This window comes from Pseudomonas sp. NKUCC02_KPG, assembly GCF_019345465.1.
Classification (GTDB): Bacteria; Pseudomonadota; Gammaproteobacteria; order Pseudomonadales; family Pseudomonadaceae; genus Aquipseudomonas.
On the sequence record NZ_JAHKRC010000013.1, the window covers coordinates 34,271 to 58,089 of the forward strand.

The window sequence follows — 23,819 nt, forward strand, 5'->3', positions numbered from 1 at the left end:
GGGCGACGTCTTACGCGAGCACAGGATCAGGGCCTCTGGATTCATGCCAGCACCTGACAGCCACCTTGATGAGTGATCGGTAGCTTTAGGCCACTCAAACCAACGGAGACTGACATGCACCCTTTCATGGCCCTCAAACCCCTGTTCCTGACTTGCGCCTGCCTGGTACTGCTGGGTTGTAAAAACACCCCCACAGAGGTCAAGGTCGAGCAGTTGCTCAAGGCTGACAAGTCCTGGGATGGGGCGGCTTATAGCTATCCGGACGCCAAGCCGGAATTCACCGTGGTCAAGATCACGCTCCCGGCCAACACCACGCTGAAATGGCACAGCCACCCCATGCCTAACCTCGCCTATCTGGTGTCCGGCGAGCTGATGGTCGAAACCGAAGACGGCATCCACAAAACCACGCTCAAGCCTGGCCAGGTTCTGCCCGAGGTGGTCAACACCTCCCATCGAGGTATCAGCGGCAAGGCCCCCGTTGAACTGATCGTGTTCTATGCCGGTGCGCCTGGCATGGCACTGTCTCACTGACAACACCAAACCTGTAGCCGCTGGCCGCAGGACCTTGCGACGAACGCAGCCTTCGCCAGCGACGACACAATGACTGCCACAGACTCACCACCCTCAACGCGCCAATCAAGCATCCCCGGCTCATTTCAGAGCAACTGAATCCATTCATCAAAAATGCACTATATTGGTGCGACGATAGTTTGATTGTGCATTAGCCAGCCCAATTTGGTTCAAAAACACCTGCGCACCGCCCGGCTGCATTGCCTGAACGGGTTTCAGGCGCCTATTTCAGGCGTTTAATGCTTCTTTTCAGAGCCTTGGTTTGGTTTTTGCATTTTCATTGCACCAGCGCCTCACCCGCGCACGCAATCCGGGATCGGCCCATGACCATCAGTGACGCCCTGCACCGACTGTTACTCGACAACCTGACCACCGCCACGCTGTTACTGAATGCCGATCTGCGCCTTGAGTACATGAACCCGGCGGCAGAGATGCTGTTGGCAATCAGCGGTCAACGCAGTCACGGGCAATTCATCAGTGAGCTTTTTACAGAGTCCACCGAGGCCCTGCATTCGCTGCGCCAGGCAGTTGAGCAAGCGCATCCGTTTACCAAGCGCGAAGCCATGCTGACCTCGCTGACGGGCCAGACCCTCACGGTGGATTACGCCGTAACCCCCATCTTGAGCAATGGCGGCACGATGCTGCTGCTCGAAGTCCACCCCCGTGACCGCTTGCTGCGCATCACCAAAGAAGAAGCCCAGCTGTCCAAGCAGGAAACCAGCAAGATGCTGGTACGCGGCATGGCCCACGAGATCAAGAATCCCCTGGGCGGCATTCGTGGGGCTGCTCAGTTGCTGGCCCGTCAGTTACCGGACGAAAACCTGCGTGACTACACCAACGTGATCATCGAAGAAGCCGACCGCCTGCGTAACCTGGTCGACCGCATGCTGGGCTCCAACAAGCTGCCTTCGCTGTCCATGACCAATGTCCACGAAGTGCTGGAGCGGGTGTGCAGCCTGGTTGAGGCCGAAACACAGGGCAGCATCACATTGGTGCGCGACTATGACCCGAGCCTGCCCGACCTGCTGATCGACCGTGAACAAATGATCCAGGCCGTCCTCAACATCGTGCGCAACGCGATGCAAGCCATCGGCAGCCAAAACGAGCTGCGGCTGGGGCGTATCAGCCTGCGTACCCGCGCCATGCGCCAGTTCACCATTGGCCACGTGCGCCACCGACTGGTCACCAAAATCGAAATTATCGACAACGGGCCGGGCATTCCGGCCGAGCTGCAAGACACCCTGTTCTTCCCGATGGTCAGCGGGCGCCCAGACGGCACCGGGCTAGGCCTTTCCATCACGCAGAACATCATCAGTCAGCACCAGGGGTTGATCGAGTGTGAAAGCCACCCCGGCCACACACTCTTCTCGATCTTTCTACCACTGGAACAAGGAGCCGCATCGACATGAGCCGAAGTGAAACCGTGTGGATCGTCGACGACGACCGTTCTATCCGCTGGGTCCTGGAAAAAGCCTTGCAACAGGAAGGCATGACCACACAAAGTTTCGACAGCGCCGATGGGGTGATGAGCCGTCTGGCTCGCCAGCAGCCCGACGTCATTATTTCGGACATCCGCATGCCCGGCTCAAGCGGCCTGGACTTGCTGGCCAAGATTCGCGAACAGCACCCTCGCCTGCCCGTCATCATCATGACCGCTCATTCCGACCTGGACAGCGCAGTGGCCTCCTATCAAGGTGGCGCATTCGAATACCTGCCCAAGCCGTTTGACGTCGATGAAGCCGTGTCACTGGTCAAGCGTGCCAATCAGCACGCCCAGGAACAACAAGGCCTGGCCGCCCCCCCGGCACTGGCCAGAACACCTGAAATCATCGGCGAAGCGCCGGCGATGCAAGAGGTGTTTCGGGCCATTGGCCGCCTTAGCCATTCCAATATCACGGTTCTGATCAACGGCGAATCAGGCACAGGCAAGGAGCTGGTGGCCCACGCCCTGCACCGCCACAGCCCACGTGCCGCGTCGCCATTTATCGCGTTGAACATGGCCGCGATCCCCAAGGACCTGATGGAGTCCGAGCTCTTCGGCCACGAAAAAGGCGCCTTTACCGGAGCTGCAAACCTGCGCCGGGGTCGTTTTGAACAGGCCGATGGCGGGACTCTGTTCCTGGATGAAATCGGCGACATGCCTGCCGATACCCAAACCCGTCTGCTGCGGGTTCTGGCCGATGGCGAGTTCTACCGTGTTGGCGGACACACCCCGGTCAAGGTTGACGTGCGGATCATTGCCGCCACCCACCAGAACCTCGAAACCCTGGTCCAGGCCGGCAAGTTTCGCGAAGACCTGTTCCACCGCCTGAACGTGATTCGCATCCACATCCCGCGCCTGTCGGACCGTCGCGAAGACATCCCGACCCTGGCCCGCCACTTCCTGAGCAGCGCCGCGCAAGAGCTGTCGGTAGAACCCAAGCTGCTGAAGGCCGAGACCGAGCAGTACCTCAAGAACCTGCCGTGGCCAGGCAACGTTCGCCAGCTTGAAAACACCTGTCGCTGGATCACGGTGATGGCTTCGGGTCGCGAAGTGCACATCAGCGACTTGCCGCCGGAGCTGCTGAACCTGCAGCAAGACACCTCTCCAGTCACCAACTGGGAGCAGGCGCTACGCCAGTGGGCGGATCAGGCACTGGGCCGTGGTCAATCCAACTTGCTCGACAGTGCGGTGCCTACCTTTGAGCGGATCATGATCGAGACGGCACTCAAGCACACTGCGGGCCGTCGTCGGGACGCTGCCGTGCTGCTGGGCTGGGGCCGCAACACCTTGACCCGCAAGATCAAGGAACTGGGCATGAAGATCGATGGCGACGAGGATGATGGCGACGAGGCCTGAGGGGCACTCGATCTGACCGCACCACTCAAAAGCAACCCGCCCCAATATCGTGCACAGCTCTAGATCAATGCTTTCAGCCTAGCGAGAGCGTTATGCGCAAAAGCCCCGGATTCCGGGGCTTTTGCGTTTTCATAAGGCAATTTCTACAGAAAAACAAAAATTGGCACGCGCCCTGCAATACCTATTACAAGCAACACCGCTTTAGGGGACCTTGATACAGGCAGGTCAAGACTCCCCACTTTTACACCCGCAGCCTTGATGCCTGTTGCATCAACGCGCACACCGCTTTTGGGGAACCCGGTACAGGCAGGCTGGAATTCCCTCTTTTATTACTCGCGCAGGTTCACCTGCAAACGCCAGCGCCCATCCTGCGGCGCACCGGCCCAGTCGCCTTGCAAGGCACGGGCTGCCACCACCGTCAGCAGCAAACCTGCGTCCGTATCCCGCACCCGCCAGTTCACATTCTTGCCGTTGAGCATTAACTGGCCGTTTTGCGGCTTGCCCTTGGCATCGAACAACACCCCCAGGGTGCCATCGACCAGCTCACCATGCAGCTTGGGCTCATCGCTGAACCACACCACCAACCCGTTCGCCAGCACGTCCACCTGTTGCAGTTCTACCGGGGTTGGCGCAGTCAAACGACCGATCATCATCCCTACCATTACACCGACTATCGCCAAAGAACCTAAAACCCGTGGCCATAGTTTCGGTCGCGGGTCCTCTTCAGGCGTAGAATGCTGCCCATCTTTAAGTTCGGAGCCGTGCATGTTTCACGTCATCCTTTTTCAACCAGAAATTCCGCCGAATACCGGCAACATTATCAGGCTGTGCGCCAACAGCGGCTGCCACCTGCATTTGATCGAGCCTATCGGTTTTGAGCTGGACGACAAGCGCTTGCGCCGCGCCGGCCTCGACTACCACGAGTATGCGCCGCTCAAGCGTCATGCCGACCTGGCCAGTTGCCTTGAAAGCCTGGGTCATCCACGCCTGTTCGCCTTTACCACCAAAGGTTCGAAGCCCTTTCACGACGTGCAGTTTGCCGAGGGCGATGCCTTTGTGTTCGGCCCTGAAAGCCGTGGTTTGCCGCCAGAGGTGCTCGACGCGCTGGACGGCGATCACCGCCTGCGACTGCCGATGCGCGAAGGCTGCCGTAGCCTGAACCTGTCCAACACCGTGGCGGTTGCCGTGTACGAAGCCTGGCGCCAGCTGGGTTTCAAGTAAACACACCTCCCACACACAAAAAAAGCGCCCTCAGGCGCTTTTTTTTTGGCATCGGCTGTTTATTGAACAGTCGGGCTGCCTTCTTCCTGCATGCGCTGCAATTCTTGCGCGTACAGGGCATCGAAGTTCACCGGAGCCAGCATCAACGCAGGGAACGAGCCGCGAGTTACCAGGCTGTCCAGGGTTTCACGGGCATACGGGAACAGGATGTTCGGGCAAAACGCGCCAAGGGTGTGGTTCATCGACGCCGGATCAAGGTTTTTGATCAGGAAGATGCCAGCCTGTTGCACTTCAGCGATAAAGGCCACTTCGTCACCGTTTTTCACGGTAACCGACAAGGTCAGAACCACTTCGTGGAAGTCACCTTCCAGCGGCTTTTGACGGGTGTTCAGGTCCAGACCAACGCTCGGTTCCCACTGCTGACGGAAGATCGCCGGGCTTTTTGGGGCCTCGAACGACAGGTCGCGCACGTAGATGCGCTGCAGGGAGAATTGTGGAGCGGTGTCTTCATCGCTAACAGCAGCGGTGTTCTGTTGGTCAGTCATCACAGATCCTTGTTGATCTTGGGGCTTATAGAGAATGAGAGTCAGACGTTCAGCAGCGTATCCAATTTACCTGCGCGCTCCAAAGCAAACAGGTCATCGCATCCGCCAACATGCTTGTCACCAATCCAGATTTGCGGGACCGACGTACGACCCGCCTTCTGAGCCATCTCGGCACGTACCTGTGGCTTGCCATCGACCTTGATTTCTTCGAAGGCAACGCCCTTGTTCTCAAGCAGAGCCTTGGCTCGCATGCAGTAAGGGCAGTAGTCGCTGGAGTAAACGATGACCTTGGACATCTTTACTTCACCACTGGCAGGTTGTCAGCGCGCCAGCTGGAGATACCGCCAGACAGCTTGGCTGCGTTGTAACCGGCCTTGAGCAGCTCACGGGCGTGGGAGCCCGAGTGCTGACCGGCAGCGTCAACCAGAATAATGGTTTTGCCCTTGTGCTTGTCCAGCTCGGCAATGCGCGCCATCAGCTTGTCTTGCGGGATGTTCAGGGCTCCCACGATGTGGCCGGCGGCAAAGTCTTTAACCGGGCGAATATCAATCACCACACCTTCGTCGCGATTGACCAGGCCGGTCAGTTCGCCAGTGCTGATGCTGCGCCCGCCACGGCTGATTTCGTGAGCAATCAATAGCGCCAACAGGATGACAAACGCGCCTACAAGCAGGTAGTGAGCAGTGGCAAATGTAATCAGGTGATCAACCATCAGAAGGTTCCAGGGTCGTAAAATGTGGGCCAGTATACACAGCCACCTTGGTCGGCCAAACCCCGCCCGGCGGTGACGCCACATGAACTTCGCTTTAAACTGTGCGTCCTCTTCATACCTTCTTATAAACCAGCCACGAGTGGGATCTATGACTACCACGCCTAAACCTTTGGTCCTGATCATCCTGGATGGCTTCGGTCACAGTGAAAGTCACGAATACAACGCCGTTTATTCGGCCAAGAAACCGGTGCTGGATCGTCTTTGCGCGAGCATGCCGAACGGCCTGATCTCAGGTTCAGGCATGGATGTCGGTCTGCCAGACGGCCAGATGGGCAACTCCGAGGTCGGCCACATGAACCTGGGCGCCGGCCGCGTGGTGTATCAGGATTTCACCCGCGTCACCAAATCGATCCGTGACGGCGAGTTTTTTGAAAACCCGACCCTTTGCGCCGCCGTCGACAAGGCTGTGGCCGCAGGCAAGGCCGTGCATATTCTGGGTCTGTTGTCGGATGGCGGCGTTCACAGCCATCAGGACCACCTGATCGCGATGGCCGAGCTGGCGTTTAAACGCGGCGCCGAAAAAATCTACCTGCACGCCTTCCTCGATGGCCGCGACACACCGCCAAAAAGCGCTTCGTCGTCCATCGAGCTGCTGGACGAAGCCTTCAAGGATCTGGGTAAAGGCCGTATCGCCAGTCTGATTGGCCGTTACTTCGCCATGGACCGCGACAATCGCTGGGACCGCGTAGAGCAGGCCTACAACCTGATCGTCGACGGCAAGGGCGAGTTCAACGCCGCTACCGCCCAGGAAGGTCTGGACGCCGCTTACGCCCGCGGTGAAAGCGACGAGTTCGTCAAAGCCACCACCCTCGGCGAGCCGGTGAAGGTTGAAGACGGCGACGCCGTGGTCTTCATGAATTTCCGTGCCGACCGCGCCCGGGAACTGACCCGCGTATTCGTTGAAGACGACTTCAACGCGTTCGAGCGCACCCGCCAGCCAAAACTGGCCGGCTTTGTGATGCTGACCCAATACGCGGCCAGCATCCCGGCGCCAAGCGCATTTGCCCCCGGCAGCCTGGAAAACGTACTCGGCGATTACCTGGCCAAAAACGGCAAAACCCAGCTGCGCATTGCCGAAACCGAAAAATACGCCCACGTCACTTTCTTCTTTTCGGGCGGGCGTGAAGAGCCGTTCCCGGGTGAAGAGCGGATTCTGGTGCCATCCCCAAAAGTCGCCACCTACGACCTGCAGCCTGAAATGAGCGCTCCCGAAGTCACCGACCACATCGTCGATGCCATCGAGAACCAGCGTTATGACGTGATCGTAGTCAACTACGCCAACGGCGACATGGTCGGCCACAGCGGTGTCTTCGACGCAGCCGTCAAAGCGGTTGAGTGCCTGGATGCCTGCGTGGGCCGGATTGTCCAGGCCCTGGACAAAGTCGGCGGTGAAGCCCTGATCACGGCTGACCACGGCAACGTGGAGCAGATGTCAGATGACACCACCGGCCAGGCTCACACCGCACACACCTGCGAGCCTGTCCCGTTCATCTACGTCGGCAAGCGCGCGCTCAAGGTTCGCGAAGGCGGCGTGCTGGCCGACGTGGCGCCAACCATGCTCAAACTGCTGGGCCTGCCACAGCCTGAAGAGATGACCGGCAAATCGATTCTGGTCGACTAATGTAAACCCTGTAGTCGCTGCCGCAGGCTGCGATAAAGGCTGAGGCCCTATGAAGGGATAGCGTGAGCTTTGTTAAAACGGGCTGCTACGCACCCCTTCGCAGCCTTCGGTAGCGACTACAACAATTTCACCTTCATCCATTTCTTATAGGTGACGAGGGCGGGCATACTAGGCCGTCCCGTTCCCCAGGTGTCGCCCGCCCCATGCTTCGCGCCCTTATAGCCCTGACCCTCGCATGCCTGCTCCAACCGGCGTTTGCCGACGAGCGCGCGCAAACCCAACAGCAGCTTGACGCCACGCGTCAGGATATCAGCGAGCTGAAAAAGCTCCTGGGCAAGCTCCAGGAAGAAAAATCCGGCGTGCAGAAAGACCTGCGCGGCACCGAAACCGAAATCGGCAAGCTGGAGAAGCAGGTAGAAACCCTGCAACAAGAACTAAAAAAGAGTGAAGGCGAGCTGCTGCGCCTAGATAGCGAGAAAAAAAAACTCCACAGCGCAAAACTTGAACAGCAACGCCTGATCGCCATTCAGGCCCGCGCCGCCTATCAGGGCGGGCGTCAGGAATACCTGAAAATGCTGCTCAACCAGCAAAACCCCGAGAAGTTCGCCCGAACCCTCACCTATTACGATTACCTGAGCCAGGCCCGCCTGGAGCAGCTCAAGGGTTTCAACGAAACCCTGCGCCAACTGGCCAATGTCGAAGCCGATATCAATCTGCAACAGGCTCAGTTGCTGACTCAGAAAAGCAGCCTGGACACCCAGCGTGCCGAACTCGACAAAGTCCGCGCAGAGCGCCAGCAAGTTCTGGCCAAGCTCAATACCGACGTAAAGGACCGCGATCAAAAACTGCAGGCACGCGAGCAGGATCAGGCCGATCTGGCTAAAGTCCTCAAGACCATCGAGGAAACCCTCGCCCGTCAGGCCCGCGAAGCCGAACAGGCGCGACAAAAAGCCTTGATCGCCCAGCAGGAAGCCGAGAAGAAACGCCAGCGCGAGGCTGAATCGGTGGTCACCGACGCCCCGCGCAAACCGGTCCAGTCAACACCGGGCGCATTGGTGTCCAGTGCCGGTGCTTCCTACGGCGGTGTTTTTTCTCAGGCCCGGGGCAAACTTCCATGGCCAGTTGATGGTCGATTGCTGGCACGCTTCGGTGAAACCCGTGGCGATGATTCGCGCACCAAGTGGGACGGTGTGATGATCAGCGCCAATGCCGGCAGCCAGGTACACGCGGTACACGGTGGTCGCGTGGTGTTTGCCGACTGGCTGCGCGGCGCAGGCCAGCTGGTCATTCTGGACCACGGTAATGGTTACTTAAGCCTGTACGGCCACAATCAGACGCTGCTCAAGTCTGCCGGAGACATCGTTAAAGCTGGCGAAGTGATCTCCACCGTGGGCAACAGCGGCGGGCAAGCCACACCAGCACTGTATTTCGCTATTCGTCAGCAGGGCCGCCCAAGCGACCCTGCACAATGGTGTCGCACTCAGGGATGAGTCCATCACCTTTAATACGTAGGAGTTCGCTCAACATGCCGCATTTGTCCCGCCTCAACTCGCTGGCCCTGACGATCGCTCTGGTGATCGGCTCGCCAATGGCATTTGCTGCCGAGCCAACCATCGCGCCAGCCGGCGCCGCTGCCAGCGCCAAGGCGCCTCTGCCTCTGGAGGAGCTGCGTACATTTGCCGAGGTCATGGATCGGATCAAGGCTGCATATGTTGAGCCGGTGGACGACAAAACCCTGCTGGAGAATGCCATCAAAGGCATGCTCAGCAACCTTGACCCGCACTCTGCGTACCTTGGCCCCGAAGATTTCGCCGAACTGCAGGAAAGCACCAGCGGCGAATTCGGCGGGCTGGGCATCGAAGTCGGCACCGAAGACGGCAACATCAAGATCGTCTCTCCGATCGACGACACCCCTGCCAGCAAGGCCGGCATTCAGGCGGGCGACTTTATCGTCAAGATCAATGGCCAGCCCACACGCGGCCTGAGCATGACCGAAGCCGTTGATAAAATGCGCGGCAAGATCGGTCAGAAAATCACCCTGACCCTGGTGCGCAATGGCGGCACGCCGTTTGACGTGACCCTGACCCGGGCCAATATCCAGGTCAAGAGCGTCAAGGCCCAACTGCTGGAAGACGGTTACGGCTACATCCGTATCACCCAGTTCCAGGTCAAGACCGGCGAAGAAGTGGCCTCGGCGCTGTCCAAACTGCGCAGGGAAAACGGCAACAAGCGACTCAAGGGCATCATCCTCGACCTGCGCAACAACCCGGGTGGCGTGCTGCAATCGGCGGTTGAAGTGGTCGATCATTTCATCACCAAAGGCCTGATCGTCTATACCAAGGGCCGCATCGCGAACTCGGAGCTGCGCTTCTCGGCCACCGGCAAGGACCTGAGCGAAGGCGTTCCATTGGTGGTGTTGATCAACGGCGGCAGCGCTTCGGCATCGGAAATCGTCGCCGGCGCCCTGCAAGATCAGAAACGCGGCGTGGTCATGGGCACCACCAGCTTCGGTAAAGGCTCGGTGCAAACCGTACTGCCACTGAACAACGACCGCGCGCTGAAAATCACCACGGCGCTGTACTTCACCCCGAACGGACGCTCGATCCAGGCCCAGGGCATTGTCCCGGACATTGAAGTCAGCCGCGCCAAGATCACTCGTGAACAAGACACCGAGTACTACAAGGAAGCCGACCTGCAAGGTCACCTTGGCAATGGCAATGGCGGCGCCGACAAACCGTCCGGCTCCAACCCCAAAGCCAAGCCAATGCCGCAGGATGATGACTTCCAGCTGAGCCAGGCTCTGAGCCTGCTCAAGGGCTTGAGCATTACACGCGGCAATTGAGGTGCGTCTTTCTCTAGCCTTCGCCCTGCTCTGCTGCCTGGCCGGCGTCGCCCATGGGACACCGGCCAGCCAGCAAGCCGCGCCGCACAAGGCTTACCTGAGCCTGATCATCGATGACCTGGGGCAAAACCTGCCACGTGATCGCCGCGTGCTGGCCTTGCCCGGCCCGGTCACTGCGGCCGTGATGCCTGACACCCCCCATGCAGCAGAATTTGCCCGCGAGGCCTACAAGGCCGGCAAGATCGTCATTTTGCACATGCCAATGGACCCGGCCACCGGGCCCTTTGCCTGGCACCCGGACCTGCCTGTCGACGAACTTGAAAGACGCCTCAACGCCGCGTTCAAGGCCGTGCCCTACACCAGTGGCATCAACAACCACATGGGCAGCCGCATGACCTCACAGCCGCAAGCGATGGCCTGGCTGATGGGCAACTTGCAGCAACGCCACAAATTCTTTGTCGACAGTCGCACCAGCGCGCAGACCGTTGCGGCAGCCGAGGCGCAGAAAATCGGGCTGGCCAGCGTGTCCCGTGATGTTTTTCTCGATGATGTACGTACCGAGCAAGCCATCACCACGCAACTGGAAACCGCCATCAAACTGGCCCACAAACAAGGCTCGGCGGTGATGATCGGCCACCCTTATCCGCAAACCCTTGCCGTGCTTGAACGTGAACTGCCCAAGCTCAAGGCCCAGGGAATTGACTGGATCGACATCCGGCAAATGATCGGCGTACGCAGCAACAAGGCCATGGACGGGCACGGGAAGGACGGGGTTTATCGCTGAAGCTTGCTCCCACAGTGATGGGGATCTTCGTTACAGGTAGTTGGCGCGGATCTTCTCAACCACGCCTTCAGCCCTTAACTCATCCAGCGCCTTCTGCAGCTTGCTCACCACCTCGTCCGGCACATCTTTGTTCAACGCCAGAAACAGCTCGGCCTGATTGAAGCGCAACACCGTCTTGAACCCTGAAATGCCTACCTGACGCGCCAGGAATTGCCCTGCCGGAGCACCTGTGGCCCACAGGTCGATTTGCCCGGCCTGCAGCTTTTTGGCGTTGTCCTGATCGCGCAACACAATCACCGGCGCCAACCCCTGCTTCTCAAGGGACAAGGCAATGGCGTCACCTTTGTAAGCACCCACTCTGTACTGGCGAGCCTGCTCAAGCGAGGTCAGGGTAATCGGGCTGTCCCCTCGCGCCAGCAACACCCAGTCATCCGGGCCAAGCGGGCCGACCCACTTGAAGAGCTGTTCACGCTCGGGCACGCGGGCTGCGACAAACACGCCGTATCCGGGGTTTTCGAGGGCAAGGTGGTAGATACGCTCCCAAGGGAAACGCAGGGTCATGCTGTAGGGGATACCGGCACGTTTGAAGGTTTCACGCAGAATATCGACGGCGATGCCTTCAATATTTTCGTTTTGCGCAAAGTTTTTGCCGTTTTTTGCCATGTTGTACGGTGGGAAGTTTTCAGTCAGCAGCACGATCGAAGAATGCGACGCATCAACCGCAGAAGCGGTACTCGCCAGCCACAGGGTGGAACCGGCGAGAACGAGCAAAAAGCGTTTAAACATGACTGGCGACCTAAATCCATGGCGTGCTCAAGAGTGCCGTGGGCACGCCATGCTGTCCAGTAGCCTTTGGGTTTAGCGAACCACGATCCCGCGCTCGGCCATGTATGCCTTGGCCTCTGGCACCGTGTATTCACCAAAGTGGAAAATACTCGCCGCCAGCACCGCACTGGCGTGACCTTCAAGGATGCCGTCGGCCAGATGCTGCAGGTTGCCAACGCCGCCCGAGGCGATCACCGGAATACCCAGCGCATCACTGATGGCACGTGTCACGCCCAGGTCAAAACCGTTTTTCATGCCGTCCTGGTCCATGCTGGTCAGCAGGATCTCGCCAGCGCCCAGGCCTTCCATCTTTATGGCCCATTCGACTGCATCGAGCCCGGTAGGCTTGCGCCCGCCATGGGTGAAGATTTCCCAGCGCGGGGTTTCGCCCGGCTGAGAGACTTTCTTCGCATCAATCGCGACCACAATGCATTGCGAACCAAAATGCTGCGCCGCTTCGCCCACAAACTCCGGGTTGAACACCGCAGCGGTATTGATCGAGACTTTGTCCGCACCGGCATTGAGCAGGTTGCGAATGTCCTGGATGCAGCGCACGCCACCGCCCACGGTCAGCGGAATGAACACCTGGCTGGCCATGCGCTCAACGGTATGCAGCGTGGTGTCGCGGCCATCGACGCTGGCGGTGATGTCGAGAAAGGTAATCTCGTCAGCACCCTGCTCGTCGTAGCGACGGGCGATTTCTACCGGGTCGCCAGCATCGCGAATGTTCTCGAACTTGACGCCCTTTACAACCCGGCCGTTATCCACGTCCAGGCAAGGGATGATGCGTTTGGCCAGCGCCATGGGTCTCTCCTCAGGCCTTGTAGCTGTCGCAGAAGGCTTGCGCCTCAGCCACATCCAGCGTGCCTTCATAGATTGCACGACCCGTAATGGCGCCCACGATGCCCGGAGCCTTGGCATCCATCAGGGCCTTGATATCACCCAGATTGTGAATACCACCCGAGGCGATGACCGGGATGCTGGTAGCAGCGGCCAATGCAGCGGTGTAGCTGACGTTACAGCCCTGCATCATGCCGTCTTTGGCGATGTCGGTATAAACGATGGCCGACACGCCGTCCGCTTCGAAACGCTTGGCCAGGTCGATGACCTGCACGGTGCTGACTTCAGCCCAGCCGTCGGTGGCCACGAAGCCGTCTTTGGCATCCATGCCGACAATGATCTTGCCCGGGAACGCACGGCACGCCTCGGCCACGAACTCAGGGTTCTTGACTGCCTTGGTGCCCAGAATCACGTAGCTCACGCCTGCCTTGACGTAGTGCTCGATGGTTTCCAGGGAGCGAATGCCGCCGCCGATCTGGATCGGCAACTGCGGGTACAAGCGGGCAATGGCCGTCACCACGTCACCGTTGACCGGCTGGCCTTCGAACGCACCGTTCAGGTCGACCAGGTGCAGACGGCGGCAACCGCCTTCTACCCATTTGGCGGCCATGGCCACCGGGTCATCAGAGAACACAGTGGAATCTTCCATACGGCCCTGACGCAGGCGTACACAAGCACCGTCTTTAAGATCGATAGCGGGAATAATCAGCATGTGGCAAACCTTCAAATTCGGGAGTCTGAGACTCGGAAATCAGTTCTTCTCGAGCGCCCACACGTCGCTTTCGATGCTCTCGAACCTCTCTTTGAGGTGCGTTTGCACATCGAAAATCGCGCGATTGTAGTAATGCGGCGCGATTTCGCGGGTGAACAGCTCAAGGATTTCAGCCGCTTCGAACGAACCCAGGTCCAGCTCGAAGCGGTCTTCCATAAAGCGTTTGATCTTGCTGTTGGCTTCGTTCTCTTGCTCGGGGGTGAGCGTGAGAATCGGCGGCTTTTTGCGAGGCGCCATTACCAGCGACCATCCCAGGCCGCGAAGTTTTCCAGCAGCTGCAAGCCGTGGGTATGGCTTTTTTCCGGGTGGAACTGCACCGCGAAGCGCGAGCCCTCAGCCAGCGCTGCGGCGAAATCGACGCCGTAATGCCCGCCACCGACTACCTGGCGGGGATTGCCCGCCGCAATGTAGTAGCTGTGTACAAAGTAAAAACGCGCCAGGTCGGGGATGCCGTGCCACAGCGGGTGATCCACTTTTTGTTGCACCTCGTTCCAGCCCATGTGCGGCACCTTGAGGTGCTCGCCGTCTTCGTGCAGGTCCTTGCCGAAGAACTTCACGGCACCCGGGAACAGGCCAATGCAGTCAACGCCGCCGTTCTCTTCACTGCTGTCGAGCAAGGCTTGCATGCCCACGCAAATGCCGAGGAACGGACGATCCTGGCTGACTTCACGCACCAGCGAGTCAAAACCCAGGCGACGGATTTCCGCCATGCAGTCGCGAATTGCGCCCACACCCGGAAATACCACGCGGTCGGCTTCGCGAATCACGCTGGCGTCGCTGGTAATCAGCACTCGACCGGCGCCCACATGCTCCAGCGCCTTGGCCACCGAGTGCAAGTTACCCATGCCGTAATCGATAACCGCCACTGTCTGCATCAGAGCACGCCCTTGGTAGAAGGCATTTGCCCGGCCATGCGCTCATCCAGCGCAACGGCCATGCGCAACGCGCGGCCAAAAGCCTTGAACACCGTTTCGATCTGGTGGTGGGTGTTGGTGCCGCGCAGGTTGTCGATGTGCAGGCTAACGTTGGCGTGGTTCACGAAGCCCTGAAAGAACTCCTGGAACAGGTCAACGTCGAAGCCGCCGACGGTGGCGCGGGTGTAAGGAACATGCATTTGCAGGCCGGGACGACCGGAAAAGTCGATGACCACACGTGACAGCGCTTCATCCAGCGGGACATAAGCGTGACCGTAGCGAGTCATGCCTTTTTTATCGCCGACTGCTTCGCTGAAGGCTTTACCCAGGGTAATGCCAACATCCTCGACGGTATGGTGATCGTCGATATGCAGGTCGCCTTTGCACTCGATGTCCAGGTCGATCAACCCATGTCGGGCGATCTGGTCGAGCATGTGCTCAAGAAAAGGAACGCCGATATCAAATCGGGCCTTACCGGTACCATCCAAGTTGATCGAGGCTTTAATCTGGGTTTCCAGAGTATCGCGCTCGACTGACGCCTTACGTTCGGCCATCACCAGCTCCGCAAAATCATTGGGCGAAAAAGGTGGCCATTATAGGCACGGGTCTGGCAAACAAAAACATTAAGGGTGATGCGGGGTGACGGAGTGACGGCTACTGCCGATTTTGTAGTCGCTGCCGGAGGCTGCGATCGGGCCCGCAGGGCTCGCGCTTGCAAGCTTGCAGGAAGGCCCTTCGGGCCTTATCGCAGCCTTCGGCAGCGACTACAAAGGCGCCGCTGGATCAGTTAAACAACACCGCCGTCTTCTGCACCGTCACCCAAACACCCCACAACAAAGGAATGCCCACGGCCAGCCAGGCCGCGATAACCAATGGCTGGCTACCCGGTGCCGCCTTCCACTCAAGCGAAGTGCTGGCATCCGCACCCTTGTCATGGCCCAGCGCCTGCTCAGCAGCCAGTTCAGCGTCGGTCATGAAGTATTTGTCTGCCACCGGACGCACCAGCAAGTTGCAGATAAAGCCCAGCACCAGCAGCCCTGCGAGGATGTACAGGGTGATGTCATACGCTGCCGCACGCTCAACCCCGATGCTCAGCTGATACTCGCGCAGGTAGTTGACCAACACCGGCCCCAGCACGCCCGCGGCCGCCCAGGCCGTCAGCAGGCGTCCGTGGATCGCGCCGACCATTTGCGTGCCGAACAGGTCTGCCAGATACGCCGGTACCGTGGCAAAACCGCCGCCGTACATCGACAAGATGATGCAGAACGCTGCCACAAACAGCGAAACGTTACCCAGATGACCGAGGTTCGGGATCATCGCGTACAGCGCAAACCCCAGTGCGAAGAACACAAAGTAGGTGTTTTTGCGCCCCAGGTAATCCGAGAACGAGGCCCAGAAGAATCGCCCGCCAATGTTGAACAGGCTCAACAAACCGGTGAAGCCCGCCGCAATCGCCGCAATTTGCGCCAACTGCCCAGCATCCAGCTGGCTGAATGTCAGGTCATTGCCCAACAACTTGCCTGCGAATACTTCCTGCAACAATGGCGAAGCCATGCCCAGGATACCGATACCGGCCGAGACGTTCAGGCACAGCACCAGCCACACCAGGGCGAACTGCGGTGTTTTCCAGGCCACGCTGACGTGCACATGGCGCTGGGTGATCATCGCGTTGGACGCCTTTTTGGCGGGAGCTTTCCAGCCCTCAGGCTTCCAGCCGGTGGGCGGAACGCGGTACGACAAGGCACCGCCGATCATGAACACGAAGTAGATCGCCGCCATTGCCACGAAGCTCTGCCACACGCCCACGCCGTCAGGCCCGGCAAAATGGTTCATCAGCGCTGCCGCCAGGGGAGCGCCCACCATTGCACCGCCCCCAAACCCCATAATCGCCATGCCCGTGGCCATGCCACGCTTGTCCGGAAACCACTTGATCAGCGTCGACACCGGCGAGATATAGCCCAACCCCAGGCCGATACCGCCAATGACCCCCGAACCCAGCCACATCAGCCAGATCTGGTGGGTATAAATCCCCAGCGCGGAAATCAGCAAGCCACCACACCAGCACAGCGCCGACACCACACCGGCCTTGCGCGGCCCGGCATGCTCAAGCCAGCCACCCCATACGGCTGCCGAGCAACCGAGGAAGATGAAAAACAGGGTGTAGATCCAGCCGAGCATCGAAATCGGCCAGTCGCATTGCGACGAAAACACTTGTGCGATAAAACTCATGTCCGGTGCACACGCCACAGGCGCAGTCACGCCCAGGGCTTTGGACAGCGGCAACCAGAACACCGAAAAGCCATAGGCCATGCCGATGCACAAGTGGATGGCCAATGCGGCTGGCGGCACCAGCCAGCGGTTGAAGCCGGGTTTGGCGATGATGCGCTCCTTGGACAGGAACGCAGGCTGTGGAGCAGGACTGCCCGCAGCGATGCTGGTATTCATGGATTTTCCCCCAGGTAATGAAGTGGTTTTCCAGACACGCTCAACCCCCTGACTTTGGCGCCTTGCGGCACACAGTCGCTTTTATCGGGTCAAGTTCGAGGCGCGACAATGCGCCGCAGAAATACTGGAAAACAGGCGAAGATTAACATTTGAATGCAGGAAAAGGCCCAACCTGATGTGGTCTTTAGTCACCTACCAGATACGTCACTATCCACCCCCAGTCGGCCGGCGCGTGGCGTTATACTCTGCGGCTGAATTTAAAACTTACTCTCACACAGACTTACAAGGACTCGCCCATGAAAGCGTTCGGCAAAATCCTGGGTCTGGTGCTTCTCGGATTGTTGCTGATCATCGTGGCCCTGGGCTTTGCCCTCAGCCATCTGTTCGATCCCAACGACTATAAAGACGAGATCCGCCAGATAGCCCGTGACAAAGCCCACATTGAGCTAACCCTCAATGGCGACATCGGCTGGAGCCTCTTCCCCTGGCTTGGTCTGGAGCTGCACGACGCCACCGTGGCAACCCTGGCTGCGCCTGCCCAACCTTTCGCCGATCTGCAAATGCTCGGTTTGTCCGTGCGTGTGCTGCCGCTGTTGCGCAAAGAAGTGCAAATGAGCGATGTGCGTGTCGAAGGCCTGAACCTGCGCCTGACCCGCAACAAGGACGGTCACGGCAACTGGCAGGATATCGGCAAGCCAGCAACGCCCCCTGAAACCGCCGCAACCGCCAGCACTGAGCCCGCCCCGGCCAGCAAGCCCGAGAGCGTCAGCCAGCCGCTCAAGCTCGATATCGACAGCCTGACCGTGAACAATGCACGGGTTGAGTACAACGACGAGCAAAGCGGTAAACAATTCAGCGCTGAGAGCATCCAGCTCAGCACCGGCCCGGTTCACGAAGCCACCAGCATCCCGGTCAAACTGACCGCCTTCCTGGGCACCAACCAGCCCGTGATGCGGGTCAAGACCGAAGTCGACGGCAAGTTGCGTTTTGACCGCGTACTCAAGCGCTATCAGTTTGAAGACATGAAAGTCACGGGCGAAGCCTCCGGTGAGCCGCTGCAAGGCAAAACCATGACGTTCGCCGCGCAAGGGCAAATTCTGGTTGATCTGGCGGCGAACGTCGCCGAATGGAGCAGCCTGAAGCTATCCGCCAACCAACTTCGGGCTTTGGGTGAACTCAAGGCCAACAACCTGAGCGACAACCCGCAAATCAGCGGCGGCCTGTCCATCGCCCAGCTTGACCTAGCCAGATTCCTCGACAGCATCGGGCACCCGCTGCCTGCGATGGCTCCCGAAAGCCTGAGCAAAGTCGAACTGGTCAGCCGCCTGTCAGGCACGCCGACCAGCGTGACCTTTGACGAACTCAACCTGAAAGTCGATGACAGCACCTTCACCGGGCTCATCGCCATTGAGGACTTCGCCAAACAGGCCGTTCGCATCCAGCTCAAAGGCGACACGTTCGACGCTGATCGCTACATGCCGCCACCCTCAGCCGAAGCCAATAGCGCCAGTGTCGCCCGCAAGACTGAAGTACAGGGCGGCGAAGCCAACGCACTGGCCGCATCGGGCGATACACCCCTGCCGGACGCGCCGACCAAAAGCGGTTGGAGCACGACCAAAATCATTCCAGTGGCTCGCCTCAAGACCCTGGACCTCAATGCCGACATCAGTTTTGGCCAACTGACCCTCAGCAAACTGCCCATCCAGAATGCCGCGCTCAAGGCCAACAGCAAGGCTGGCGTGCTGACCCTCGAAAACCTGAGCGGCAATCTCTACAAAGGCAGCTTTGCAGCCAACGGCAGCCTGGACGTACAACCGATACTGCCGGTGATCAAACTGCAGACCCGCATCACCAATGTCCCGGTTGAAAAAATCCTGCAGAGCCAGGGTCAAAAACCACCTGTGACCGGCCTGCTGACCCTCAACAGCAACGTCACGGGCAGCGGCAACAGCCAGAGCGCGCTGATTTCGAGCCTCAACGGCACGGCCAACTTTGTGCTCAATGACGGCGTACTGCTCAATGCCAACCTCGAACAGCAATTGTGCAAAGGCATCTCCACCCTGAATCGCAAAACCCTGAGTGGCGCACCGCTAGGCAAAGACACGCCGTTCAAGGAGCTCAAGGGCAGCCTGGTGTTCCGTAACGGCGTAGCCAGCAATCCGGACATGGTCGTGCGCATGCCCGGCCTGAGCGTAAAAGGCGATGGCGACATTGACCTGCGCGTTCTGGGCATGGACTACCGCATCGGCATCATCATCGAAGGCGACACCCGCGCCATGCCGGACCCGGCCTGCCAGGTCGGCAAGAACTTTGTCGGCATCGAGCTGCCATTGCGCTGCCGTGGCCCGCTGGAACTGGGCGCCAAGGCTTGCCGCCTGGATAAAGAAGGCCTGGGCAAGGTCGCGGCCAAAGTGGCGGGTAACAAACTCAGCGAAAAGCTTGAAGAAAAACTCGGTGACAGAGTCAGCCCTGAACTCAAAAACGCCCTCAAGGGGCTGTTCAACCGATGAGAAACGAGCAATTTTCAACGGCGGTACTGGACTGGTATGACCACCACGGCCGCCATGACCTGCCCTGGCAACAGGGCATCACGCCGTATCGGGTGTGGGTCTCGGAAATCATGTTGCAGCAAACCCAGGTCAGCACCGTGCTGAACTACTTCGACCGCTTCATGGCCTCATTGCCAACGGTCCAGGCACTGGCTGCAGCCCCGGAAGACGAAGTGCTGCACCTGTGGACCGGCCTTGGCTATTACACCCGTGCGCGCAACTTGCAAAAGACCGCCAAAATCGTTGTCGCCGAACATGGCGGCGAATTCCCCCGCGACGTTGAAAAGCTGGTTGAACTGCCCGGCATCGGCTTGTCCACCGCCGGAGCGATTGCCAGCCTGAGCATGGGCCTGCGGGCGCCGATCCTCGACGGCAACGTCAAGCGGGTGCTTGCGCGCTATACGGCGCAAGAGGGCTACCCCGGCGAGCCCAAGGTCGCCAAACAGCTGTGGGCCACCGCCGAGCGTTTTACCCCCCACGATCGCGTGAACGCCTACACCCAGGCCATGATGGACATGGGCGCCACACTCTGCACCCGCAGCAAACCGAGTTGCTTGCTGTGCCCGCTCGAAAGCGGCTGCCAAGCGCACTTGCTGGGGCTTGAGACGCGCTACCCGATCCCCAAGCCGCGCAAAACCGTTCCGCTGAAGCGCACCTTGATGCCGATGCTGGCGAACGCCGAAGGGGCGATCCTGCTTTATCGTCGCCCGTCGAGCGGTTTGTGGGGGGGACTGTGGAGCCTGCCCGAACTCGATGACCTTCAAGATATCGAGCATTTGGCACTGCAACACTCACTGACCCTGGGCGCACAGCACCCACTGGCGGGCCTTACCCATACCTTTAGCCATTTTCAACTGGCCATCGAACCCTGGCTGATCCACGTCAAGGAGTCCGACCATCACGTGGCCGAGGCCGACTGGCTCTGGTATAACCTCGCCACCCCGCCGCGCCTGGGCCTTGCTGCCCCGGTCAAGAAGCTGCTCAAACGCGCAGCCGACCTATTGAACGCTGGAGAGTCCTCATGACCCGCACCATCATCTGCCGCAAGTACAAAGAAGAACTGCCTGCCCTTGAGCGCGCTCCGTTTCCGGGCGCCAAAGGCCAGGACATTTTTGATCATGTTTCGGCCAAGGCCTGGGCTGACTGGCAAAAACACCAGACTTTGCTGATCAACGAAAAGCGCTTGAACATGATGAACGCTGAAGATCGAAAATATTTGCAGGGCGAAATGGATAAATTCTTCAGCGGTGAAGAATACGCACAAGCTGAAGGCTACGTTCCGCCGACCGAATAACCCCCGGTTTTACGGGGCTCGGTCCGTAAGCGACGGTAATAATTAAATATTTTTCAAAAAATGTTTGACGGGTTATCGAAAAAGGCTTCTAATGCGCCCCGTTGCCCAGATAGCTCAGTCGGTAGAGCAGGGGATTGAAAATCCCCGTGTCGGCGGTTCGATTCCGTCTCTGGGCACCACATTCAGTTTTGATGTGGTGTTTACATCACTTCAAAACAAAGAAAACCCGCCTGGTGCGGGTTTTTTTTTGGCCGCGATTTAGCTACGCGCCCGGGTTCGTTCACCCATGACTGCGTCTTTGCCTTGACCCCGGTGCCTCATTACTGAGGCTTCCCGGCGGGTCGGATCGAGTCCCATTCGGTCACGTAGGCCACTTTGGACTGTTTGTTGAAGAGGCAAAGCTCAGTACCACGCTGGCCTTTCATGTGTTTCTGCGGGTATTGACCCTGCAGCAGAATCGCGGTGTAGCCCACCCGATCATCAAACTGCGCAGGAGCGCCGATGGGGGTCGCCTTTTTCAGGGTGCTTGCATGGGTACAACGGGCGAGTACGTCCTTGTCGTAGGTCGCCCACGCATCGGAGCTTGAAGCGTGCGCTTGAACGGCAAAAGCGGTCAGACACAGGAAGGTCAGCGAGGTGATTTTCATGATTCGGTGCATTCCACACGTTCGGCTTGTTGTCTGACATGTGAGCGAACCGGGTGAGATAGGTTCCCGGCTGGCCCGGTTTCACATCCGATAATTGGCTCAATCCATGATCCTCGCTTGGTGATCCCCAAAACCTGAGGTTCAATACCCCCTTAGCCCGTAAAGGACACACGTTCATGGCAACGCCAAAGAAACAGCAAAAGCACGCGCAGCGGGCCAAGACCAAAGCCAAGCAGAACCGCATCGGCAAGCCGGGCAAAGCTTCGGCTGGCACACTGATCGACAATCCGTTCGATGACGTAAAAATCGACCTCAGCACGTTCAACTTCCAGGACATCCTCGACAACGGCTTTGACCCCGCCGATTACGACGATTTGTTCCAGGCCATGAAAGCCGCCGAGGCCACCAGCCTGCAAACGATGTGCACCGTGTTCCTGCAATACCCGGTACTGGAACTGGTGATCTCGGAAGAGGAAGAAGAACCTGCCACTGACTTCCTGATGGGCCTGCTGATCGAGTACCGCATTGCCGTCTATGGCGATGACGAAGACAGCGCCGTGGCCTGGATCGAAACGCCAGCATTCCAGAAAGCCTACGTCGAAGCCTCGCGCCTGCTGACCGAGCGCAACGCCCGGAGCGCGCACTGACAGCAGCCCTGCTCGAACCTGTCTGCCGGGCGTTTACCGAGCCTGCTGCTGACGGTTACCTGCTGGGCGGTTTCGAGTGGCGCCAACCCACACCAGACACCTCACGCGCAGTGGTGATCATCAACGCCGCCACCTCGGTGCGCTGCCTGTACTACTCGCGGTTTGCCCACTACCTGTTCAGCCACGACCTGGACGTGATGCTGTTCGACTATCGCGGCATTGGCGCCTCGCGCAGCGGATCGTTGCGCGGTTTTGAAGCCACGTGGTCGGACTGGGGCGCGCTGGACGCTGAAGCCCTCCTCAAGCGTGCACAGCGCGAATACCCCGGCCAGCCGATCGATGTTGTCGGCCACAGCTTTGGCGGCTGTGCAGCGGGCCTGATGGCTTCTGGGCAGGCTATTCGCCATCTGGTGACCGTGGGCGCGCAATTTGCTCACTGGCGCGACTACGCGCCGGCACAGCGCTGGCAGATGCTTGCCAAGTGGCACGGGGTCATGCCATTGCTGACCCGCGTGTGCGGTTATTTCCCTGGCAAGCGCCTGGGCTGGCTCGAAGACACCCCGTCGGGCGTGGTCAAGGACTGGAGCGCCTTGAGCACACGCTACGAAAACCTTCCCAGCGCGCGCAACTTCGCAGCCCTGCCTTTTGACTCCGTTACCGCCAAAACCCTCGCCATCAGCCTGAGTGACGATCCCTTCGGCACCGTAGCCGCCATCGAGCGCTTGCTGGGTTACTTCAGAGCCAGCTCGCGTACGCATCTGCGCATCCAGCCGCAAGACATCGGCGAAGCAGCCATCGGCCATTTCGCGTTTTTTCACAGCCGCTTTCAAAGCAGCTTATGGCCGATTGCCTTGCAGTGGTTGCAACGAGGGGAATTGGCGACGGATGTGCCGGGAAAGGTGATCAGTAACACCCCCTGAAAGACCGCACTGCCTGTATCGCGAGCAAGCCCACAATCTGCCTGTCCGATACAGTCGGTGATTTCAGACAATCAACGCGCAGCACAGCCTTCAGGCTTGAACACACGCTCGCTGGACGGCGGATTGTTTGCCAGCTTGTTGGCCGGCCTGCGCGGACGCACCATCAACTCCCCGCCGCAATTGGGGCAAAGCCCTCCCAAATGCTGCTCCGTGCACGTTGCACAAAAGGTGCACTCAAATGAGCAAATCCGCGCTTGTGCCGAATCAGGAGGCAGGTCGCAATCACAGCATTCGCAACTGGGGCGTAATTCGAGCATGAGCACCTCACATAGGACCGGTAGTTTTCATCGTTATATTTAAGACGCTTCACGCAAAAAACCAACTGCTAATACAAAATGGCAGTGACATTCTCATTGACCCCTCCGGTCAATGTGCGGCACGGGCCGAGTATGGCAAGCAACTCCTGCCAACGCTGGCCAAGGCCCTGACGGCTGAATTCGGGAAAGGCTTCGATGCTTCAAATTTGCGATATATGCGCTTGTTCTATCAGGCCTTTCCAAACTGTGACGCACTGCGTCACGAATTGAGCTGGACCCATTTCCGCACCCTGCTGCGGGTTGAAAACGACCCTGCACGCCAGTGGTACATGAACGAAACCTCCACGCTGAACGGGTCCTCCCGCGCCCTGTAGCGGCAAATTAATTGCACTTTTTTGATGCCATGAGCTCCTACAATCTTGAGCGTCGACTTCTCGCGCACACAGGGAGCCCTC

26 protein-coding genes, 1 tRNA gene and 1 pseudogene are annotated in these 23,819 nt (G+C 59.0%); 15 read left to right on the forward strand and 13 right to left on the reverse strand.

Annotated features, from left to right (window positions below; genetic code table 11):
• Window positions 1–114 precede the first annotated feature (114 nt).
• The 3 genes from KO536_RS17510 to ntrC all read left to right on the forward strand — a co-directional run bounded on the left by KO536_RS17510 (window position 115) and on the right by ntrC (window position 3,409).
• Window positions 115–531, forward strand: a complete 417-nt coding sequence (locus tag KO536_RS17510) for a cupin domain-containing protein (RefSeq protein ID WP_219262548.1) — start codon at window positions 115–117, stop codon at window positions 529–531.
• 362 nt (window positions 532–893) lie between these two features.
• A complete protein-coding gene (gene glnL, locus KO536_RS17515; RefSeq protein ID WP_133079131.1) occupies window positions 894–1,979 on the forward strand; it encodes a nitrogen regulation protein NR(II) in 1,086 nt (361 codons plus the stop codon).
• On the forward strand, window positions 1,976–3,409 hold the full coding sequence (gene ntrC / locus KO536_RS17520) for a nitrogen regulation protein NR(I) (RefSeq protein WP_133079130.1): 1,434 nt from the start codon (window positions 1,976–1,978) through the stop codon (window positions 3,407–3,409). Before glnL ends, ntrC begins: the two co-directional genes overlap by 4 nt.
• A 329-nt stretch (window positions 3,410–3,738) precedes the next feature.
• Here the strand turns inward: ntrC and KO536_RS17525 are convergent, their stop codons facing one another.
• Window positions 3,739–4,176, reverse strand: coding sequence for a hypothetical protein (locus KO536_RS17525; protein ID WP_133079129.1), 438 nt, complete (start codon window positions 4,174–4,176; stop codon window positions 3,739–3,741).
• Between KO536_RS17525 and trmL the strand changes: the two genes are divergently transcribed.
• Window positions 4,175–4,630, forward strand: a complete 456-nt coding sequence (trmL, locus tag KO536_RS17530; RefSeq protein WP_133079128.1) for a tRNA (uridine(34)/cytosine(34)/5-carboxymethylaminomethyluridine(34)-2'-O)-methyltransferase TrmL — start codon at window positions 4,175–4,177, stop codon at window positions 4,628–4,630. The genes KO536_RS17525 and trmL overlap by 2 nt on opposite strands.
• Before the next feature lie 59 nt (window positions 4,631–4,689).
• Here trmL and secB read toward each other — a convergent pair whose 3' ends face one another.
• From secB to KO536_RS17545, 3 genes are read right to left on the reverse strand one after another with little or no spacing between them, the layout of a single operon-like run.
• Window positions 4,690–5,175, reverse strand: coding sequence for a protein-export chaperone SecB (gene secB / locus KO536_RS17535; RefSeq protein ID WP_003438592.1), 486 nt, complete (start codon window positions 5,173–5,175; stop codon window positions 4,690–4,692).
• Window positions 5,176–5,216: 41 nt separating this feature from the next.
• Window positions 5,217–5,471, reverse strand: a complete 255-nt coding sequence (grxC, locus tag KO536_RS17540; protein ID WP_133079127.1) for a glutaredoxin 3 — start codon at window positions 5,469–5,471, stop codon at window positions 5,217–5,219.
• A 2-nt stretch (window positions 5,472–5,473) separates the two neighbouring features.
• Entirely contained in the window at window positions 5,474–5,887 is a 414-nt protein-coding gene (locus KO536_RS17545) for a rhodanese-like domain-containing protein (protein WP_133079126.1), read from the reverse strand.
• Between the two features lie 148 nt (window positions 5,888–6,035).
• On the opposite strand from KO536_RS17545, the gene gpmI reads away from it, so the two are divergent.
• The 4 genes from gpmI (at window position 6,036) to KO536_RS17565 (ending at window position 11,194) form a co-directional block, all read left to right on the forward strand.
• Window positions 6,036–7,568, forward strand: coding sequence for a 2,3-bisphosphoglycerate-independent phosphoglycerate mutase (gene gpmI, locus KO536_RS17550; protein ID WP_133079125.1), 1,533 nt, complete (start codon window positions 6,036–6,038; stop codon window positions 7,566–7,568).
• A 203-nt stretch (window positions 7,569–7,771) separates the two neighbouring features.
• The gene (locus KO536_RS17555) at window positions 7,772–9,058 is read left to right on the forward strand and encodes a murein hydrolase activator EnvC (RefSeq protein WP_133079124.1); all 1,287 of its coding nucleotides are present in this window, start codon (window positions 7,772–7,774) and stop codon (window positions 9,056–9,058) included.
• A 35-nt stretch (window positions 9,059–9,093) separates the two neighbouring features.
• The gene (locus KO536_RS17560; RefSeq protein ID WP_219262549.1) at window positions 9,094–10,410 is read left to right on the forward strand and encodes a S41 family peptidase; all 1,317 of its coding nucleotides are present in this window, start codon (window positions 9,094–9,096) and stop codon (window positions 10,408–10,410) included.
• Window position 10,411: 1 nt separating this feature from the next.
• Window positions 10,412–11,194 carry a divergent polysaccharide deacetylase family protein gene (locus KO536_RS17565; protein WP_219262550.1) on the forward strand — a complete coding sequence of 261 codons (783 nt, stop codon included), beginning with the start codon at window positions 10,412–10,414 and terminating at the stop codon, window positions 11,192–11,194.
• A gap of 30 nt (window positions 11,195–11,224) precedes the next feature.
• Here KO536_RS17565 and KO536_RS17570 read toward each other — a convergent pair whose 3' ends face one another.
• The 7 genes from KO536_RS17570 to KO536_RS17600 form a co-directional block, all read right to left on the reverse strand.
• Window positions 11,225–11,980: an ABC transporter substrate-binding protein gene (locus KO536_RS17570; RefSeq protein ID WP_219262551.1), complete on the reverse strand. Its 756-nt coding sequence runs from the start codon at window positions 11,978–11,980 to the stop codon at window positions 11,225–11,227.
• 72 nt (window positions 11,981–12,052) lie between these two features.
• On the reverse strand, window positions 12,053–12,823 hold the full coding sequence (hisF, locus tag KO536_RS17575) for an imidazole glycerol phosphate synthase subunit HisF (RefSeq protein WP_219262552.1): 771 nt from the start codon (window positions 12,821–12,823) through the stop codon (window positions 12,053–12,055).
• 10 nt (window positions 12,824–12,833) lie between these two features.
• The gene (gene hisA / locus KO536_RS17580; protein ID WP_133079119.1) at window positions 12,834–13,571 is read right to left on the reverse strand and encodes a 1-(5-phosphoribosyl)-5-[(5-phosphoribosylamino)methylideneamino]imidazole-4-carboxamide isomerase; all 738 of its coding nucleotides are present in this window, start codon (window positions 13,569–13,571) and stop codon (window positions 12,834–12,836) included.
• A 39-nt stretch (window positions 13,572–13,610) separates the two neighbouring features.
• The gene (locus KO536_RS17585; protein ID WP_219262553.1) at window positions 13,611–13,868 is read right to left on the reverse strand and encodes a DUF2164 domain-containing protein; all 258 of its coding nucleotides are present in this window, start codon (window positions 13,866–13,868) and stop codon (window positions 13,611–13,613) included.
• Window positions 13,868–14,506: an imidazole glycerol phosphate synthase subunit HisH gene (hisH, locus tag KO536_RS17590; RefSeq protein WP_016783109.1), complete on the reverse strand. Its 639-nt coding sequence runs from the start codon at window positions 14,504–14,506 to the stop codon at window positions 13,868–13,870. Before hisH ends, KO536_RS17585 begins: the two co-directional genes overlap by 1 nt.
• Complete coding sequence (gene hisB / locus KO536_RS17595; RefSeq protein ID WP_016783108.1) at window positions 14,506–15,099, reverse strand: imidazoleglycerol-phosphate dehydratase HisB; 594 nt, start codon at window positions 15,097–15,099, stop codon at window positions 14,506–14,508. Before hisB ends, hisH begins: the two co-directional genes overlap by 1 nt.
• 229 nt (window positions 15,100–15,328) lie before the next feature.
• On the reverse strand, window positions 15,329–16,990 hold the full coding sequence (locus tag KO536_RS17600) for an OFA family MFS transporter (protein ID WP_219262554.1): 1,662 nt from the start codon (window positions 16,988–16,990) through the stop codon (window positions 15,329–15,331).
• A 296-nt stretch (window positions 16,991–17,286) separates the two neighbouring features.
• Here KO536_RS17600 and KO536_RS17605 point away from each other — a divergent pair, with 296 nt between their 5' ends.
• The 4 genes from KO536_RS17605 to KO536_RS17620 all read left to right on the forward strand — a co-directional run bounded on the left by KO536_RS17605 (window position 17,287) and on the right by KO536_RS17620 (window position 21,012).
• Window positions 17,287–19,500 carry an AsmA family protein gene (locus KO536_RS17605; protein WP_219262555.1) on the forward strand — a complete coding sequence of 738 codons (2,214 nt, stop codon included), beginning with the start codon at window positions 17,287–17,289 and terminating at the stop codon, window positions 19,498–19,500.
• On the forward strand, window positions 19,497–20,564 hold the full coding sequence (mutY, locus tag KO536_RS17610) for an A/G-specific adenine glycosylase (protein WP_133079115.1): 1,068 nt from the start codon (window positions 19,497–19,499) through the stop codon (window positions 20,562–20,564). The genes KO536_RS17605 and mutY overlap by 4 nt, the downstream gene beginning before the upstream one ends.
• Window positions 20,561–20,833: an oxidative damage protection protein gene (locus KO536_RS17615; protein ID WP_003438557.1), complete on the forward strand. Its 273-nt coding sequence runs from the start codon at window positions 20,561–20,563 to the stop codon at window positions 20,831–20,833. Before mutY ends, KO536_RS17615 begins: the two co-directional genes overlap by 4 nt.
• A gap of 103 nt (window positions 20,834–20,936) precedes the next feature.
• Window positions 20,937–21,012, forward strand: a tRNA-Phe gene (locus KO536_RS17620).
• A 141-nt stretch (window positions 21,013–21,153) separates the two neighbouring features.
• Here KO536_RS17620 and KO536_RS17625 read toward each other — a convergent pair.
• Window positions 21,154–21,480 carry a hypothetical protein gene (locus KO536_RS17625; protein ID WP_133079114.1) on the reverse strand — a complete coding sequence of 109 codons (327 nt, stop codon included), beginning with the start codon at window positions 21,478–21,480 and terminating at the stop codon, window positions 21,154–21,156.
• A gap of 176 nt (window positions 21,481–21,656) precedes the next feature.
• Between KO536_RS17625 and KO536_RS17630 the strand changes: the two genes are divergently transcribed.
• A complete protein-coding gene (locus KO536_RS17630; RefSeq protein WP_133079113.1) occupies window positions 21,657–22,127 on the forward strand; it encodes a hypothetical protein in 471 nt (156 codons plus the stop codon).
• A 59-nt stretch (window positions 22,128–22,186) separates the two neighbouring features.
• Window positions 22,187–23,047 (forward strand): alpha/beta fold hydrolase, encoded by an 861-nt coding sequence (locus KO536_RS17635; RefSeq protein ID WP_219262601.1) that lies wholly within the window; start codon window positions 22,187–22,189, stop codon window positions 23,045–23,047.
• A gap of 71 nt (window positions 23,048–23,118) precedes the next feature.
• On the opposite strand, the gene KO536_RS17640 is transcribed toward KO536_RS17635, so the two are convergent.
• Window positions 23,119–23,364, reverse strand: coding sequence for a DUF1272 domain-containing protein (locus KO536_RS17640; protein ID WP_133079111.1), 246 nt, complete (start codon window positions 23,362–23,364; stop codon window positions 23,119–23,121).
• A 116-nt stretch (window positions 23,365–23,480) separates the two neighbouring features.
• On the opposite strand from KO536_RS17640, the pseudogene KO536_RS17645 reads away from it, so the two are divergent.
• A pseudogene (locus KO536_RS17645) lies at window positions 23,481–23,735 on the forward strand (DUF1016 N-terminal domain-containing protein); the annotation flags it as partial.
• Window positions 23,736–23,819: the final 84 nt, after the last annotated feature.

Bases quoted from the DNA above. Each gene is read 5' to 3' on its own strand.
- hisF (WP_219262552.1), bottom strand. From the start codon at position 12,823: ATGGCGCTGGCCAAACGCATCATCCCTTGCCTGGACGTGGATAACGGC.
- KO536_RS17555 (WP_133079124.1), top strand. From the start codon at position 7,772: ATGCTTCGCGCCCTTATAGCCCTGACCCTCGCATGCCTGCTCCAACCG.
- KO536_RS17585 (WP_219262553.1), bottom strand. From the start codon at position 13,868: ATGGCGCCTCGCAAAAAGCCGCCGATTCTCACGCTCACCCCCGAGCAA.
- KO536_RS17625 (WP_133079114.1), bottom strand. From the start codon at position 21,480: ATGAAAATCACCTCGCTGACCTTCCTGTGTCTGACCGCTTTTGCCGTT.
- KO536_RS17570 (WP_219262551.1), bottom strand. From the start codon at position 11,980: ATGTTTAAACGCTTTTTGCTCGTTCTCGCCGGTTCCACCCTGTGGCTG.
- KO536_RS17630 (WP_133079113.1), top strand. From the start codon at position 21,657: ATGGCAACGCCAAAGAAACAGCAAAAGCACGCGCAGCGGGCCAAGACC.
- KO536_RS17545 (WP_133079126.1), bottom strand. From the start codon at position 5,887: ATGGTTGATCACCTGATTACATTTGCCACTGCTCACTACCTGCTTGTA.
- KO536_RS17600 (WP_219262554.1), bottom strand. From the start codon at position 16,990: ATGAATACCAGCATCGCTGCGGGCAGTCCTGCTCCACAGCCTGCGTTC.
- gpmI (WP_133079125.1), top strand. From the start codon at position 6,036: ATGACTACCACGCCTAAACCTTTGGTCCTGATCATCCTGGATGGCTTC.
- glnL (WP_133079131.1), top strand. From the start codon at position 894: ATGACCATCAGTGACGCCCTGCACCGACTGTTACTCGACAACCTGACC.
- hisB (WP_016783108.1), bottom strand. From the start codon at position 15,099: ATGGCCGAACGTAAGGCGTCAGTCGAGCGCGATACTCTGGAAACCCAG.
- ntrC (WP_133079130.1), top strand. From the start codon at position 1,976: ATGAGCCGAAGTGAAACCGTGTGGATCGTCGACGACGACCGTTCTATC.
- trmL (WP_133079128.1), top strand. From the start codon at position 4,175: ATGTTTCACGTCATCCTTTTTCAACCAGAAATTCCGCCGAATACCGGC.
- KO536_RS17615 (WP_003438557.1), top strand. From the start codon at position 20,561: ATGACCCGCACCATCATCTGCCGCAAGTACAAAGAAGAACTGCCTGCC.
- grxC (WP_133079127.1), bottom strand. From the start codon at position 5,471: ATGTCCAAGGTCATCGTTTACTCCAGCGACTACTGCCCTTACTGCATG.
- KO536_RS17510 (WP_219262548.1), top strand. From the start codon at position 115: ATGCACCCTTTCATGGCCCTCAAACCCCTGTTCCTGACTTGCGCCTGC.
- KO536_RS17560 (WP_219262549.1), top strand. From the start codon at position 9,094: ATGCCGCATTTGTCCCGCCTCAACTCGCTGGCCCTGACGATCGCTCTG.
- hisH (WP_016783109.1), bottom strand. From the start codon at position 14,506: ATGCAGACAGTGGCGGTTATCGATTACGGCATGGGTAACTTGCACTCG.
- KO536_RS17525 (WP_133079129.1), bottom strand. From the start codon at position 4,176: ATGCACGGCTCCGAACTTAAAGATGGGCAGCATTCTACGCCTGAAGAG.
- KO536_RS17605 (WP_219262555.1), top strand. From the start codon at position 17,287: ATGAAAGCGTTCGGCAAAATCCTGGGTCTGGTGCTTCTCGGATTGTTG.
- secB (WP_003438592.1), bottom strand. From the start codon at position 5,175: ATGACTGACCAACAGAACACCGCTGCTGTTAGCGATGAAGACACCGCT.
- mutY (WP_133079115.1), top strand. From the start codon at position 19,497: ATGAGAAACGAGCAATTTTCAACGGCGGTACTGGACTGGTATGACCAC.
- hisA (WP_133079119.1), bottom strand. From the start codon at position 13,571: ATGCTGATTATTCCCGCTATCGATCTTAAAGACGGTGCTTGTGTACGC.
- KO536_RS17640 (WP_133079111.1), bottom strand. From the start codon at position 23,364: ATGCTCGAATTACGCCCCAGTTGCGAATGCTGTGATTGCGACCTGCCT.